Origin of the sequence: Salegentibacter sp. BDJ18 (assembly GCF_017579965.1) — a bacterium.
Taxonomy (GTDB): domain Bacteria; phylum Bacteroidota; class Bacteroidia; order Flavobacteriales; family Flavobacteriaceae; genus Salegentibacter.
Genome location: NZ_JAFLQX010000003.1, coordinates 34,709 through 49,375 on the forward strand (window position 1 = coordinate 34,709; position 14,667 = coordinate 49,375).

13 protein-coding genes are annotated in these 14,667 nt (G+C 37.2%); 9 read left to right on the top strand and 4 right to left on the bottom strand.

The annotated features are described in order from the left end of the window. Positions 1 to 96: 96 nt before the first annotated feature. The 3 genes from J0871_RS02640 (at position 97) to J0871_RS02650 (ending at position 2,431) form a co-directional block, all read left to right on the top strand. Positions 97 to 1,887, top strand: coding sequence for a chloride channel protein (locus tag J0871_RS02640; protein WP_346014325.1), 1,791 nt, complete (start codon positions 97 to 99; stop codon positions 1,885 to 1,887). A gap of 4 nt (positions 1,888 to 1,891) precedes the next feature. Further along, complete coding sequence (locus tag J0871_RS02645) at positions 1,892 to 2,131, top strand: hypothetical protein (protein WP_208223217.1); 240 nt, start codon at positions 1,892 to 1,894, stop codon at positions 2,129 to 2,131. A gap of 105 nt (positions 2,132 to 2,236) precedes the next feature. Beyond that, the gene (locus J0871_RS02650; RefSeq protein ID WP_037318850.1) at positions 2,237 to 2,431 is read left to right on the top strand and encodes a cold shock domain-containing protein; all 195 of its coding nucleotides are present in this window, start codon (positions 2,237 to 2,239) and stop codon (positions 2,429 to 2,431) included. A 160-nt stretch (positions 2,432 to 2,591) separates the two neighbouring features. Here J0871_RS02650 and J0871_RS02655 read toward each other — a convergent pair whose 3' ends face one another. After that, the gene (locus tag J0871_RS02655; protein ID WP_208223219.1) at positions 2,592 to 3,566 is read right to left on the bottom strand and encodes an AraC family transcriptional regulator; all 975 of its coding nucleotides are present in this window, start codon (positions 3,564 to 3,566) and stop codon (positions 2,592 to 2,594) included. Positions 3,567 to 3,680: 114 nt separating this feature from the next. Here J0871_RS02655 and J0871_RS02660 point away from each other — a divergent pair, with 114 nt between their 5' ends. The 3 genes from J0871_RS02660 (at position 3,681) to J0871_RS02670 (ending at position 8,707) form a co-directional block, all read left to right on the top strand. After that, the gene (locus tag J0871_RS02660; protein ID WP_346014326.1) at positions 3,681 to 6,119 is read left to right on the top strand and encodes a TonB-dependent receptor; all 2,439 of its coding nucleotides are present in this window, start codon (positions 3,681 to 3,683) and stop codon (positions 6,117 to 6,119) included. A 21-nt stretch (positions 6,120 to 6,140) separates the two neighbouring features. Further along, positions 6,141 to 7,484, top strand: a complete 1,344-nt coding sequence (locus J0871_RS02665) for a hypothetical protein (RefSeq protein WP_208223221.1) — start codon at positions 6,141 to 6,143, stop codon at positions 7,482 to 7,484. An 89-nt stretch (positions 7,485 to 7,573) separates the two neighbouring features. Continuing rightward, positions 7,574 to 8,707, top strand: coding sequence for a PepSY-associated TM helix domain-containing protein (locus tag J0871_RS02670; protein WP_208223223.1), 1,134 nt, complete (start codon positions 7,574 to 7,576; stop codon positions 8,705 to 8,707). A gap of 17 nt (positions 8,708 to 8,724) precedes the next feature. Here the strand turns inward: J0871_RS02670 and J0871_RS02675 are convergent, their stop codons facing one another. Then, positions 8,725 to 9,684: an NAD-dependent epimerase/dehydratase family protein gene (locus J0871_RS02675; protein WP_208223225.1), complete on the bottom strand. Its 960-nt coding sequence runs from the start codon at positions 9,682 to 9,684 to the stop codon at positions 8,725 to 8,727. Positions 9,685 to 9,905: 221 nt separating this feature from the next. Here J0871_RS02675 and J0871_RS02680 point away from each other — a divergent pair, with 221 nt between their 5' ends. The 3 genes from J0871_RS02680 (at position 9,906) to J0871_RS02690 (ending at position 13,222) form a co-directional block, all read left to right on the top strand. Next, positions 9,906 to 10,472 (top strand): hypothetical protein, encoded by a 567-nt coding sequence (locus tag J0871_RS02680; protein WP_208223227.1) that lies wholly within the window; start codon positions 9,906 to 9,908, stop codon positions 10,470 to 10,472. Positions 10,473 to 10,532: 60 nt separating this feature from the next. Then, positions 10,533 to 11,015, top strand: coding sequence for a nuclear transport factor 2 family protein (locus J0871_RS02685; protein ID WP_208223229.1), 483 nt, complete (start codon positions 10,533 to 10,535; stop codon positions 11,013 to 11,015). Positions 11,016 to 11,152: 137 nt separating this feature from the next. Beyond that, on the top strand, positions 11,153 to 13,222 hold the full coding sequence (locus J0871_RS02690) for a M13 family metallopeptidase (protein WP_208223231.1): 2,070 nt from the start codon (positions 11,153 to 11,155) through the stop codon (positions 13,220 to 13,222). A gap of 312 nt (positions 13,223 to 13,534) precedes the next feature. On the opposite strand, the gene J0871_RS02695 is transcribed toward J0871_RS02690, so the two are convergent. Next, a complete protein-coding gene (locus J0871_RS02695) occupies positions 13,535 to 13,897 on the bottom strand; it encodes a YraN family protein (RefSeq protein ID WP_075325149.1) in 363 nt (120 codons plus the stop codon). 59 nt (positions 13,898 to 13,956) lie between these two features. Beyond that, the gene (locus J0871_RS02700; RefSeq protein WP_208223233.1) at positions 13,957 to 14,526 is read right to left on the bottom strand and encodes a hypothetical protein; all 570 of its coding nucleotides are present in this window, start codon (positions 14,524 to 14,526) and stop codon (positions 13,957 to 13,959) included. Positions 14,527 to 14,667 lie beyond the last annotated feature (141 nt).

A 14,667-nucleotide genomic window follows, 5' to 3' on the forward strand; every position in this document is an offset into this window, starting at 1 on the left:
GGAGACTCTAAGTTACCCATTATCGAGTAAAATTATAATTGATTAAAAAATCCCGGAATCAAATCGGGATTTTTTATCTTCACTTAAAATTTTTGAGTGAGTAGTAAAGTTACAGCACTTCTAACCCAATTTTCTGATTGGAGCACAAGGAACCTTAGTCACCAGCAATTTCTAATGGTTCTAAGTTCTATCATTGGTTTTTTGGCAGGTCTTGTAGCCGTTGGTATCAAAAATTTTACGCACTATATTCAACGTTTACTGGAAGACGAATTTATTGTGAATTATCACAATGCATTCTATTTTATTTTTCCGGTTATAGGTATTGCTATTACCGTTTTCCTCATAAAATATATTATTAAGAAAGATATTGGAAACGGCATTCCCACCGTGTTATATGCTATTTCCAAAAGACAGGGAATTATGCGTAAGTTTCAATCTTACGCCTCTCTAATTACCGCACCATTAACTGTTGGGTTTGGAGGATCTGTAGGTTTAGAGGCGCCAACAGTGGCTACGGGAGCATCTATAAGTTCTAATTTATCGCGATTGTTCAAAATGAACCAGGCCACACGCACGCTTTTAATAGGTTGTGCTGCTGCAGGTGCCATGTCTTCTTTATTCAAAGCGCCAATTGCCGCAATAATTTTCGCTATTGAAATATTTAGCCTGGATCTTACGCTGGTTTCTATGATTCCTTTGTTAATTGCTTCGGTTTCTGCCATCCTTACCTCCTATTTCTTTTTTGGTAACGATATTATTTTACACTATCAATTAAGCGATCAATTTGATATTTCTGAAGTTCCATTTTATGTGGTGTTAGGCGTGTTGGCCGCACTTTGCTCAATTTACTTTGGAAAAGTTTACTTTAAATTCGCTGAATTATTTCGGAAAATAAAGTCTGGATTTTTCAGGCTAATTGCTGGCGGACTTGGTCTGGGAATTCTAATATTTTTCATTCCTCCGCTCTATGGTGAAGGTTATGATGTGATTAATAATTTGCTCCAGGAAAATTATATGTTTGCCCTGCAAACAAATCTTTTTGACGCTTATCTGGATAATATTTGGGTTGTGATTCTCCTCCTGGCAGGACTGGTAGTTTTTAAAGTAATTGCAACTTCATTAACCCTGGGTGCAGGCGGACTTGGAGGTATTTTTGCTCCCGTTTTATTTATGGGAAGCGCCATGGGGCATTGTTTCGCGCTTATTGTCAATAATTTAGGAATTCTAAATAATCCTATCTCGGTGAGTAATTTCACTTTGGTGGGAATGGCCGGGGTTATGGCGGGAATAATGCACGCACCACTTACCGCAATCTTCCTTATCGCCGAACTTACCGGGGGCTACGAGCTTTTTGTTCCTTTAATGATTACCGCTGCAATATCCTTTGTGGTAACCAGTAGGTTTCAGCCACATTCTGTTTATACCATGGAACTTGCTCAACGCGGGGAGTTGCTTACTCATAATAAAGATCAGGCGGTTTTAACGTTGCTGAATATTCAGCAGATAATTGAAAAAAACTTTGTAAGCCTTAATATTGATATGAATCTTGGTGATGTGATTCACGAAGGCGTGATAAAATCTTCCCGGAATCTTTTTCCTGTTATAGACGAAAACCGTAAATTCCTGGGAATAATATTGTTAGATGATATACGGCCTATCATGTTTGATCAGAAAATGTATAACGAAGTAAAGGTGAGCGATATTATGCAGCGGGCGCCTGAAATAATAGATCTAAGAAAAGACCGGCCAAGAGAAATAATGACCAAGTTTCAGGAAACAAATGCCTGGAACCTTCCTGTGGTAGAGGACGAAAAGTATGTAGGCTTTATTTCAAAATCAAAAATGCTCACTGCCTATCGCCAAAAACTAATAGAAGTAACCGTTTAATCTTATGAATACAGTTATAAAAATTCTCGCAATATTAATTCTTATCGCTATTGGAGTCGGTTTTTATTACCGAACTTTTGAAGATGTTTTGCTTGGAGACCAAATAATTGGCATTGCAGTGCTTGCCAGTGCTTTTATTTTAATGCCTATTTTCCTCTACGTGAGATGGAAGGGAAAACGTCTTAAAGACTACACTCTCACTAAAGAGAACATGGATAAAATGCGTGATAAAGGAATAGATTAAGTTACTGTTTTAGAATACTTTCAAAAGAAAATTAATATTATTGCATTGTCTTCAATAATATTGTACTAACTTTGCCCTTTATTAATTATTTATTTTATTATTACAATGGAAGGTACAGTTAAATTTTTCAATGAGTCTAAAGGATACGGATTCATTACCAACGACGAAACAGGAAGAGACATCTTCGTACACATTACTGGTTTAGATGGCGAGAGCTTGAATGAAGGTGATAAAGTTGAGTACGTTGAAGTAGAAGGTAGAAAAGGAGTTAACGCTGCTGAAGTACGCGTTATAGAATAATATATATTATCCTATTTCAAGAACTTGAAAAGCCGCTAATTTAGCGGCTTTTTTTATGCACTAATTTTACTCGATAATCGAGATTAAATCCTCCGAGGCTTGCCTCGATATGGAATTATATTTTCCAATCATAATGCTTCGTGGCTTGCCCGGAAGTAGTTTACTGGTTTAAACCCTGTTTTGGAGTATAACCATAGTATTTCTTAAAGGTATTTATAAAATGGGGAACACTTTTATATCCTAATATACCGGCCATTTCACTCACGGTATGTTTTCCCAATAAGCTTTTAGCTTTTTTCATTCGCAAATCTATAATAAAGCTTCTAATAGTTCTACCATACATCTTTTTAAAATCTCTTTTTAGCTGAAGCTCATTTAATAGCACTTTCCTGGCCAGTATTTTTATTGTTGGAGGATTTTTAAAATTTTCAATTAAATATGCGTGAGCTACTCTTATTTTTTCGAGGTTTTCTTCTTTAATTCCTTTTACCACTCCGTTGCACAGTTTCTGCTGGCAAAAATGTAGAGAAAGCAATAGTTCTTTAAGCCTTAATTCAAGATAATATTTCTTATAATCTTCTTGCCACTCTCCCCTTGTAATCTCATTTAAAATATGGTACAAACTATAATCTATAGGAAATTTACAGGCTCCCCATTCTAAAAATTCTCCCTCAACTATATTTTTATAAAAAGAATTATTAGCCGCCCAGGCTTCGCTCTTCATTAGTTGTAAATAATATGCTTTTGAAAGAAAAACTGCCTGGTAATGTGTAGGGCTATTGGAAGGCATTTCTATTGTATTAACGGTGTCGCGATTGTAACAGCAGTTTATTCTGCCCAATCCAACAGGTTTTTTTTCCTTCGTTGAAACCAATTGCGAATCTCCTTTTCCCAAATATGAAATTTGAATATACTCATCGCCAATACTTATAAGCTCGGTAAGCTTCTTTTTATTTTCAAAGAAGGTTTCCAATATAAATAAACCTTTTGAATACTGAATTTTACATTTCGCTTTTAACCAGGAATACGATTGAATATTGATTTCATTTTTAAGAATATTTAGACCTTCTTCTTCTGATAGATCCTGTGAAAATAAGGTTTCATTCACCTCTATTAATTTAGACTCAATATACATAATACGTTTTCCGTAATTTTTATTTCCAAAACCGAAACAGGCTTACCACTTCAAAATATAAATTTGCCGCAAGTTATTTAAAATTAGTTTAAATAAGAATAATAATTAATAATTGTGGTTGCAAAATTTAGGATAAGCTTTGTTTTACTGTTGCTCTCGGCAATCGTGTCTACTTTAAGCGCACAGCAAAAGGAGACTAAAAGCTTCAATATTTCTGGAATAATTGAAGATGAAAATGGCGATGCTATAAATGAGGCAAGTATTACAGCCTCCAATCTCAACCAAAGCGAAAGCACTACATCAGATTCCGAAGGAAATTACCAATTAAAGAATTTAGAACCGGGAGTTTTTCTACTCGAAATTCGTATAGGTGATTTTCTAGCCCACCATCAAATAGCGGTAAATCCAAAAAATCTAGAACATAATATTAGAATAAATACCTCAGGGAACGAATTAGATGAGGTACACTTAAGAGCAGAATCTTTCAAAACCAAAATGGAGAAAAAAGGTTTTGCACTTAATGTTGTTGAAACAGAAGAAGCCAGTATTAGAAACATTCAGACCAATGAATTACTAAATACTACGGTTGGAGTAAAAATTCGGCAAAATGGTGGTTTAGGCTCTCGTGCAGAATATAGTTTGAATGGATTATCGGGAAGTGCGGTACGTATTTTTATAGATGGAATTCCCATTTCCACCTTTGGTTCGTCCTATAACTTAAACAGTATTCCGCCTTCCATGATCGAGCGAATTGAAGTCTACAAAGGCGTTGTTCCAGGCCATTTAGCCGACGATGCGCTTGGCGGTGCCATCAATATCGTACTTAATAAACAGTCGAGTGAAAATATTAACGCTTCCGTTTCATACGGCTCATTCAATACTTTTCAAACCAATGTAAATGGATTGTACAGGTTTGATAATTCCGGTTTAACCGTAAAAGCTTCTGCCTTTCATAACTATTCTGATAATGATTATGAAGTTTCAGGCCGAAGTATTGTAGTAACCGGTTTAGGTGGCCAACAAACCCCAATTACCGCGAGACGTTTTAACGACGCCTATAGGTCTACCGGAGGGACGGTTCAGGTAGGATATACAGATGTAAAATGGGCCGACCAGTTTTTTGTAGGTTTTACAGGTTCTGATGATTACAAAGAAGTGCAACACGGCGCATTTATGACCATTATGCCATACGAAGGAAGATTTCTTGAATCTGACGCAGCCCTTGCCAATTTAACTTATCAACAAGAAGATTTATTTACACCAGGTTTGAATGTAAATGTAACCGGATATTATGGAAAGCGAAATCGCCAGGTGAATGATACGGTACCCTGGGCTTATAGCTGGAACGGCGAAAGAGCAATAGATTTTAGAGGAAACGAATACAAATATACCTGGGGCTCGCAGCAAGAAGGCGGTCCAACGCTTGCAAAAATTAACCGTAACGTAGCCTCCATTAGAACTGGTTTGGCCTACGCTATTAGCGACAATCACACAATTTTAGCAAACCACGTTTACAACGGAATTGATAGAGAAGATAGCGATGAGCTGCAATCTGTATTAGAAAATACCTTTTTAGGAACAAGAGATTTACACAAGAATATACTTTCGCTCACCTATGAATTAAATGCTTTTAATGACAGGTTAAAAACCAATGTATTCGGGAAATATTATCAACAAAAAAGCATAAGTGTAGATCCTGAAATTCAAATAAATCCAGACGGAAGCAGGCAAATTGTAGACGATGTTATAAGCAGTAACAAAAAATATGAAGGCTATGGTTTTGCAGCATCTTACGAGCTTAACCCCACTATTACCTTATTGGCTTCGGCCGAAAAAGCAGTACGACTTCCAAACGAAACCGAAATTTTTGGTAACGATGGGGATAATGTTGTAGCCAACGCCAGTATTAATCCCGAGCAAAGTAACAATTATAATTTAGGAATTAAACTAGGCACATTTAACTTTAAGAAGCATCAATTTAATGCTTCCACAAATCTTTTTACCAGAAATATTAAAGATAGAATTGGTTTACCTATAGAGACTTCTTTAAATGTAGATGAAGAATTAATTGTGTATGTAAATCAGGGCAGCGGTACTTCAAAAGGTATAGACGCACAGTTGGGATATACTTATAATAATAATTTCGGACTTAATTTCAACGTATCCCGATTCGATTTAAAAATTGAAAATCGGGGCGCAGAAATAGATGTCCCCAACACTCCATTTTTTACCATGAATGGAAACTTGCGCTATTCAATTAAAGATTTAATTCAGAAAAACTCCCGGCTAAATCTATTTTACACGATGTACTTTACCGATGAATTTTCATATCTGGTTCCACAGGGATCCAACACGGTAGGAGACGACTTCTTTAAAGTACCTCAGCAATTAGCGCAAGATATTGGGCTTAGTTACACCTTCCCAAGTCAAAATTTTGTAATGAGTTTTGATGTAAAAAACATCTTTGACAAACCTGTTTACGACAATTTATCGGTACAAAAACCGGGAAGGGCTTTTTACTTAAAATTAAATTATTCAATCAATAAATTTTAACCAATAATTAAAGATAATAATATGAAACGTAATTTTTTCAGCATTAAAACTTTTGCAACATTAGCAATGGCAACAGGCTTACTGGCTTCTTGTAGTAGCGATGATTCTCCTATAGACCCAGGCCAGGAACCAGTTGAAAATGAAGACGGGAGATGGATTACCGTTGCCGCAGCCAGAATGGGAGAAAACCCCGGCGATGGTAATGGTGGCACCCTAATTTATTCCGTAAGTAGTGAAGACGCCAAAGATCCATCGGTTTCTATAGAACCTTTTGATAACGGATTTATAGTGCCTTCTAACAGAACGGCAAGGTTACAATCTTCTGAAGACGGCAGCACTATATTCAATATTAGCTATGCCGGCGACACCGGTGGTAATTATACGAAATACAACGTGAATGGCGGGCAGGATTTTGAACAAACCGGAAGCGAAATTAGCATTGCTCCTTATGTAGGTTCTGCACCACGATGGATTAAATTATTTGATGGAGACCAAACAGGCGCTGCGGTATATGTAGATACCGAAAACCAGTTTGATGATGAGGATAATTATCTTCGTACCCAAGCTACTATGGGGATTGTTACCTTAGATTTACAGAATTCGGTAATAAAAGAGTTTAAAGAATCAAGTCTTCAACTCAGTGAAGAACTGGAAGCTCAGGGATATTACATTGGCAGGATTGATATGCCAACCTTAAATGCTACCGGAGATAAATTATACATTGGCGCCCGTATAAGTAAGGTAGACCCGGAAACCGGAGAAACAGATAGAAATGGTGAAGTTTTAGGTTCTAAAACCATTGTTTTAGACTACCCTTCTTTAGAAAACCCAACTATTATTACTTCTGAAGTTGGAAAGGGAAATACCAACGGTTACCGAAGCATTAATGCATTTTTGGTGAACGGAAGTGTTTACCAGGCAAACCAGGGAGATCCAAACGGTTCCCATATCTTAAAAATTGGTGCTAATAACCAGTATGATGATTCGTACGTGTTTAATTTAGACGAAGCATTAGGTGTTGAAGACGCTTATATTCTTGCCTGGAGACCTACCGCAAGCGGAAAAGCCGTTGTAGCTTATCGTCACGCAGGTTCTGCTGAAGGTGTAGCTGGAGCCCAGGGATATTTCGCCCTGGTAGATTTAGAATCAAAAACTGCACAAAAAATAAACGAAATTCCATATAGCGAAGATTTCTACCTATTCCAATACCAGGGATTTGTGGTAGATGGAGATGAAGTTTATGTAACCGAAGCTCCCGTAGGAGAAAACGGAAATATTTATGTAATAGATACGCAAACCGGTGAGGTAGCTAAAGGAGCCGAGCTGGTAAATGTAGAAGGAAGCCACTTTATAGGAGTTTTTTAAGCACCTAAAAAATATTTGAATTTGCCAAAAAGGGCTGACCGGAAATTCTTTTTCCGGTCAGTCTTATTTTAAGTTTTATACCAGAATCTATGACAAAGAAGAAGCAAAAAAAGAAAAAATATACGTTTAGAAAATTACTGAACGATCTGCATTTATGGTTAGGGCTTGGTAGCGGGATTATCCTGTTCTTAGTTTGCCTAAGCGGAACTATCTTAACCTTCCAAACCGAAATAAAATCGCTTTTTGCTGAAGAATTAAAAGTAGACCCGCAACAAGGTAAACTAATTGATATTGAAAATTTGCAGCAAAACCTTGAAAAAGAAGGAGCGGTTACCGGGCTTACGTTACCTAAAAACCCCAATAAAGCTTATGAATTCAAGGTGAAAACTTCGCCGGAAGATAGACGCGGCACTACTTTTTATGTAAATCAATACACCGGCGATTATCAGCAACTAGGTGAAAATCCTGCAGATGAATTCTTCTTCACAATGTTTAGAATGCATCGCTGGTTGTTATTCGATTCTGCAATTGGAAGACCTATTGTAGGAATCGCAACTCTTATCTTTCTCTTTCTATCTATAAGCGGAGTTGTACTTTGGTTTCCGAAGAAAAAAATAAAGTGGAAAACCTTAAAACCGGGCTTTAAAATTAAATGGTCTGCAAACTGGAAAAGGATTAATCACGATTTGCACAACACCCTTGGTTTCTATTCCTGCCTATTATTAATCGTAATGACGCTAACCGGACTATTCTGGTCTTTTGATTGGTATAAAGACCTCGGTAGTCAGGTTCTGGGAACCCAGGTTTTTGGTGGCCGCGGCGGACCAAAAATTGCATCAGAAACTAATGCCGATTCTAGAACCCTGGAACTTGCAGAAATCATTAATATTTCTAATCAAAACCTGGATTATCCCGGGGAGACTTCAATTTCATTTCCAGAGGACGAAAATGGTATTTTTTCTATTAGAAAATATGAAGCTGGCAACTGGTCGCCCAACACTTATGATATGTTGGTGATAGATAGAGACGGGAAAATTCTCAAAAAGGAACTTTTTTCAGAAAAACCAGCAAATGTTCAGGTGGCTTCTTTAATTAAACCAATTCACACAGGCGAAATTTTCGGGACTTTTTCAAAAATTCTTTATTTCCTGGCCTGCTTAATCGCAACCAGTTTACCAATTACCGGAACCATAATCTGGTTAAATAAAATGAAGAAAAAATAAATTCGATTATCGCGTACCTATTTCGCGGTTTTCAGTTGTTCAGAAACTCCGGCAAGCATTTCCTTAACCAGGCTTTGCATGTCAAAATCGTGTTTCCATTGCCAGTCTTTTCTGGCTTCAGAATCATCTATGCTAGATGGCCAGGAATCGGCTATTTTTTGTCTAAAATCTGGTTCGTAAGAGATCTTGAAGTCCGGAATTTCTTCCTGAATAGCCTCGGCAAGAACCTTTGGTGTAAAACTCAAAGCCGAAAGATTATAAGAAGACCGCACCTTTATTTTTTCCGAAGGAGCCTCCATAATATCTACGGTAGCTTTAATCGCATCGTCCATATACATCATTGGCAAACCGGTATTTTCAGCTAAAAATGAAGTGTAGGCTTTATTCTTAAGCGCTTCGTGAAAAATTTCTATCGCATAATCTGTAGTTCCGCCGCCGGGAAGGGTTTTATAACTTATAATCCCGGGATAACGCAAGCTTCTTACATCTACCCCATATTTATCGTGAAAATATTCACACCATCTTTCCCCGGTTTGCTTACTAATCCCGTAAACCGTAGATGGTTCCATTATAGTAGTTTGTGGGGTATCATTTTTAGGAGTTGTAGGGCCAAAAACTGCAATACTGGAAGGCCAAAAGACTTTCTCAATCTTTTTATCTTTTGCAAAATTTAAAATATGAAAAAGCGAATCCATATTAAGATTCCAGGCTTTCATTGGCGCCTTTTCGGCAGTTGCACTAAGCATCGCGGCCATAAGATAAACTTCAGAAATTCCGTATTTATCAATAATGGATTCAATTACTGGAGCATCAGTAGCATCGGTAATTTCAAACGGCCCGGAATTCATTAATTCCTCATTTCCTTCCCTAATATCACTAGCCACTACCCGATCGTTTCCGTAGAGATCACGTAATTTCAGCGTTAACTCGGTTCCAATTTGCCCGCAAGCACCAATAATTAAAATTTTCCCGGCCATTGTATTGATTTTTCCGCAAATATATTTATTTAGATAGAGGTTTTCGCAATGAAACAGCCGAAACCTTTACTTTTTTTAGAAATCTTTTATTGAAGGAAGGATTTCGATAATTGTTCAATTAACAAAGTGAAATTAAATAAAATTTCAAAGCTGAACAGAGGCATAAATACTTCCTTTTGTAATTATTTAAATTGGAAATTTTTAGGTTAACTTTGTTAGGTATGAAAAAACTGGTTTTAATATTATCTATTTTACTCTGCTTTGCCTGCAATGAAAAATCTCAAACCGATGATAGTAATGGCAGTCAATTAGATTCAATTACCTTAAACCAACCTATAGAAACTACTAAGGAAGAAGTAATATTACTTCCTGAAGCACGAAAACATGCCATAAATTGGTTGGCGTATATAGCTGCCCAAAATGAAGTTGACCAATTAAGAAATTATAATCTACAGCAAACTATAGAAAGCTCAAAACCAATCTCCCAGGTTATGGAATCCCTAAACACAAGCATTCCCGATTCTTTGAGCTCCAACGCGGTTAGGGCCCGCGCCAACGTTTTAACCACTAAAGCAAAAGTCCTGGAACAATTATCGCACCGCCGGCAATTAGATGCCGATGCTATTACAGAAGTTGCCCGGGAAATCCCTGAGGAATTCAATAATTTTAAGATTCAGCTCAATGAGCTTTTCCTAAAAACCCTGGAAGATTTTGAAGACGAGCTGGACGAATTTAAAGCCGAAAGAGATACCATTTCTATAGATTCCCTTCCCCAGGCCAAATTGTAGTAATCATTTTTCTAATCTTGAGTGCAGAAAAATTGATATCTTCAATAAAAATTCTTCGCAATGAAAAAAATTATCGCACTGCTTTTTTTGCTTTTCAGTTTAAATATTGCAGCCCAGGAAAAATCTAACATAGATAAGGTTTTAACCCAATGGCACCAGGCAGCCGCTGAAGCTAACTTTGATAAATACTTCAGCTTAATGACTAAAGATGGGGTTTTTATAGGCACCGATGCCACCGAGAACTGGCAGAATGATGATTTTCGTGAATTTTCAAAACCGTATTTTGATCGGGGTCAGGCCTGGAATTTCACCACTTTAGAACGAAATATTTATACCGACGAAAACAGTAAAACCGCCTGGTTTGATGAACTTCTTGACACGCAAATGGGAATTTGTCGTGGCTCTGGCGTGCTTCAAAAAACTGAAGATGGCTGGAAAATTACTCATTATGTACTTTCTGTTACTGTACCCAACGAAAATGTGGAAGAAGTAACCCAATTAAAAAAGGAATTTGATCAAAATTTGATAAATCAAATTGATTAAACCTTCAGTTAAATCCAGCTTTTCCAGGATCCAGTTTTGCGAAAAATTCAATCAATTTTCTACTTTGAATAATCCTCAGTTAAATATGCTACTTTTTAGTACTTTAGCGCGAGAATTCATAATAATTTAAACCACATATGAAAAAAATAAGTAATGTGCTCTTTTTATCGATTTTGGGAGCTGCAACCCTAACAAGTTGCCAAAACGACGATAAAGAAAGTAAAGAAAAAGAAGAGGTTCGCGGTATTAACCTTGCCTATATGGACACCACCGTAAGCGCTCAGGAAGATTTCTTTAGATACGTAAACGGAAAATGGGTAGATTCTACCGAGATCCCTTCAGACCAGACTACCTGGGGAAGTTTTATGGAATTGCGTGAGCGTACCGATGAGGATGCGATGGCTATTTTAGAAGGCGCTTCTGCTAACGATAGTTTAGACCCGTCTAGTGACCAGGCTAAAGCCGTTTATCTTTACAAAACTATTATGGACACCGTGGCCCGAAATGAAAAAGGAGTGGAACCGGTAAAACCATATTTGGCAAAAGTAGATGCTGTTGAAAATAAAGAAGACCTCCAGGAGTTTCTTACCGAAATGCAACAATACGGTGGCGCCGGATTTTTCTCTTTCGGAGTTCGTGCCGATGCTAAAAACAGTAATATGAATGCTGCTTACCTTTATCCTGCAGGATTGGGTTTACCAGATCGTGATTACTACGTGGCAGACGATTCAGATTCCAAAGAAAAAAGGGAAAAATATAAAGAGCATATAACCAGAATGCTTCAGTATATAGACTATTCTGAAGAAGAAGCTGCAGATGCTGCAGAGCGAATTCTTGCTTTTGAAACCGGCCTTGCAGAACCTCAACTTGACAAAGTAGAGCGCCGTGATGCCCGTAACACTTATAACCCTAAAACTGTAGCCGAACTTAAAAATATGGTTTCAGCGATAGACTGGGATGCGTATTTTGAAAAAATTGGTGCTACAGATCTTGATACCATAATCGTTTCTCAACCAAACTATATGGAATCCCTTCAGGATGTTTTTGCTGGAAATTCTATTAAAGACTGGAAAGATTATCTAAAATGGAGCATTTTTAATGATGCGGCCAGTACACTTTCTACAGATATTGAAACTGCAAATTGGGAGTTTTACAGCAAAACCTTACAAGGTGCACAAGAACAGCGCCCAAGAAAAGAACGTGCTTTACAAACTGTAAACGGTACTCTGGGAGAAGCGCTTGGTAAATTATATGTAGACGAACATTTCCCTGCTGAAGCTAAAGAAAAAGCTCAGGAAATGATTTCAAATCTTATTAAAGCTTACGAAACCAGGATAGACAACCTTAGCTGGATGGGCGAAGAAACCAAGAAAAAAGCCAAGGAGAAACTAGGAACCACAACTATTAAAGTTGGTTATCCAGACGAATGGAAAGACTACAGCGATCTAGAAATAGTAAATGTTGAAGACGGTGGGTCTTATTTTCAGAATATGATGAATACCAGCAAATGGAGAGTTGCAGATAATATGGCGGACCTTGGGCAACCGGTAGACAAAACCGAATGGTTTATGCCACCACAAACCGTTAACGCATATTACAACCCAAGCTATAACGAAATTGTATTCCCTGCAGCTATTCTTCAGCCACCTTTTTATGATTATAAGGCCGATGCTGCTGTAAATTATGGTGGAATTGGCGCTGTAATTGGTCACGAAATCTCTCACGGCTTTGATGATAGCGGTTCTCGTTTTGATGCCGAAGGAAACCTTAATAACTGGTGGACAGACGAAGATCTTAAACAGTTTGAAGCCCTTGGAAAAGATCTTGCAGATCAATACAGCAATATTGAAGTTTTAGACAGTGTTTTCATCAACGGTCAATTTACTTTAGGTGAAAATATTGGTGATCTTGGTGGCGTTAACGCTGCTTATGATGGATTACAAATTCATTTAGAAGAACACGGAGATCCCGGAAAAATAGATGGATTTACTCCAGAAGAACGTTTCTTTATGTCCTGGGCTACTGTTTGGAGAACAAAAATGCGTGATGAAGCCTTGAAAAACAGAATCAAGACCGATCCTCATTCTCCTGGAATGTACAGAGCTTATGTACCGCTTCAGAACATTGATGCATTTTATACCACTTTTGATATTAAAGAAGGTGATAAAATGTATGTTGCCCCAGAAGATCGAGTGAAGATCTGGTAATAAATTTCTACGGAAGTTTTTTAATAAAAGTATAGACCTCACAGTCCCGATAAGCATTGGGACTGTGAGGTTTTTCTTTACCAAAAAGTAGACCACAGGTTTTGTAAAGTTGTGAGGTCTTTTTGTTTTTTGAAAAAATCCGTCAAGTTGAACTTGTTTCAGCTTCTAACATGATTTGAATATCACTATCTTAGATTCTGAAATGATTCTGAATCTTCGGGACAGAATGACGAATTCAAAAACCTTTCACACAGTTTTTTGTAACTATTTTGAATTGAAACAATCCGGTTGGAAGAGAGTTTGGCTTCAAATTCACTCAAAATGCAAAAAAGCATCTTCAAGATGTTCTACCTGTATTCCGGCTTTATTTTTTATAATCGCAATTATATCAAAACGGGTTTCCAGGTTTAATTGATTGTCATTCAAAAAAAAATCGGCAGCCTTTACAAGCTGCCGAATTTGTTTAGGCTTTACAAAACTTTGTGGGTCCCCAAAATCGGGTGTGCTTCTTGTTTTAACTTCTACTACTACCAAAGTGCTATGCTTCCGGGCTAAAATGTCTATTTCCGCTTTGTTATAAACATAATTTTGAGCCAGAATTTCATAACCTTGTTTTAAAAGGTACTCTAAAGCGAGGCGTTCACCCAATTCCCCCAAAGCGTTATGCTGAGCCATAAAGTGAATTTAGGATTTATTCCAGGTTTCTATACCTGGGGATTTCCCGTAAAAAATAACTAATTCACCAGCATTATACTGGCAACTTTTAAATCTAAACTTTCAATTTCTTCTTTACTGGCTTCAATTATGCGATCACCATAAAACTTATTGGCTACTTCTCCTTTGGGTGCCAGGAACACTCTTAAATTAGAATTTTCCAATTTCCCGTTATTCCACATAACCGCACCGCCGTAATCCCATCCAAATCCGTAGAAAGAGATCTCCTTTTTATTAAGCTTATTCAAAGCTTCATACATGGTTCCTATTTCAATGCCCTCTGTAGATTTCCATTTTCCATTTTCAGAAAACCGAATATCAAAAATTTCTTTACGATCTTCAGTTTTCCAGGTAATATGCAATTCATCGGGCGTATCGGGATACATTACGGTATAGGCCCGCTCTACAGTTCCTTCTTCAAACATACCGGTATCTTCAAGAAAATCTGCTTCAGGATAATTTGCCTTCAATTCCTCAGCATTATAATTTGTAAGGTTTTCAACCACAAATTTATCTTTAGACATTTTGCTATTAGAACTTCCGCAGGCTGCAAGACTAAGTACAATAATTATTAAGCTTAATTTTTTCATTGGTTAATTTTTATCGATTTAAAACTTTTGGTATTCGAATTAAATTTAAAGGCTAAATTGAGGAACATTTCCTATAGACGCCTTCTGTTTTACAAGAATTTAACGCGTATTTTTATGGAGTTGCTTACCTTTGCGCCCTCA

Bases quoted from the DNA above. Each gene is read 5' to 3' on its own strand.
- J0871_RS02645 (WP_208223217.1), top strand. From the start codon at position 1,892: ATGAATACAGTTATAAAAATTCTCGCAATATTAATTCTTATCGCTATT.
- J0871_RS02650 (WP_037318850.1), top strand. From the start codon at position 2,237: ATGGAAGGTACAGTTAAATTTTTCAATGAGTCTAAAGGATACGGATTC.
- J0871_RS02655 (WP_208223219.1), bottom strand. From the start codon at position 3,566: ATGTATATTGAGTCTAAATTAATAGAGGTGAATGAAACCTTATTTTCA.
- J0871_RS02665 (WP_208223221.1), top strand. From the start codon at position 6,141: ATGAAACGTAATTTTTTCAGCATTAAAACTTTTGCAACATTAGCAATG.
- J0871_RS02670 (WP_208223223.1), top strand. From the start codon at position 7,574: ATGACAAAGAAGAAGCAAAAAAAGAAAAAATATACGTTTAGAAAATTA.
- J0871_RS02675 (WP_208223225.1), bottom strand. From the start codon at position 9,684: ATGGCCGGGAAAATTTTAATTATTGGTGCTTGCGGGCAAATTGGAACC.
- J0871_RS02680 (WP_208223227.1), top strand. From the start codon at position 9,906: ATGAAAAAACTGGTTTTAATATTATCTATTTTACTCTGCTTTGCCTGC.
- J0871_RS02685 (WP_208223229.1), top strand. From the start codon at position 10,533: ATGAAAAAAATTATCGCACTGCTTTTTTTGCTTTTCAGTTTAAATATT.
- J0871_RS02690 (WP_208223231.1), top strand. From the start codon at position 11,153: ATGAAAAAAATAAGTAATGTGCTCTTTTTATCGATTTTGGGAGCTGCA.
- J0871_RS02695 (WP_075325149.1), bottom strand. From the start codon at position 13,897: ATGGCTCAGCATAACGCTTTGGGGGAATTGGGTGAACGCCTCGCTTTA.
- J0871_RS02700 (WP_208223233.1), bottom strand. From the start codon at position 14,526: ATGAAAAAATTAAGCTTAATAATTATTGTACTTAGTCTTGCAGCCTGC.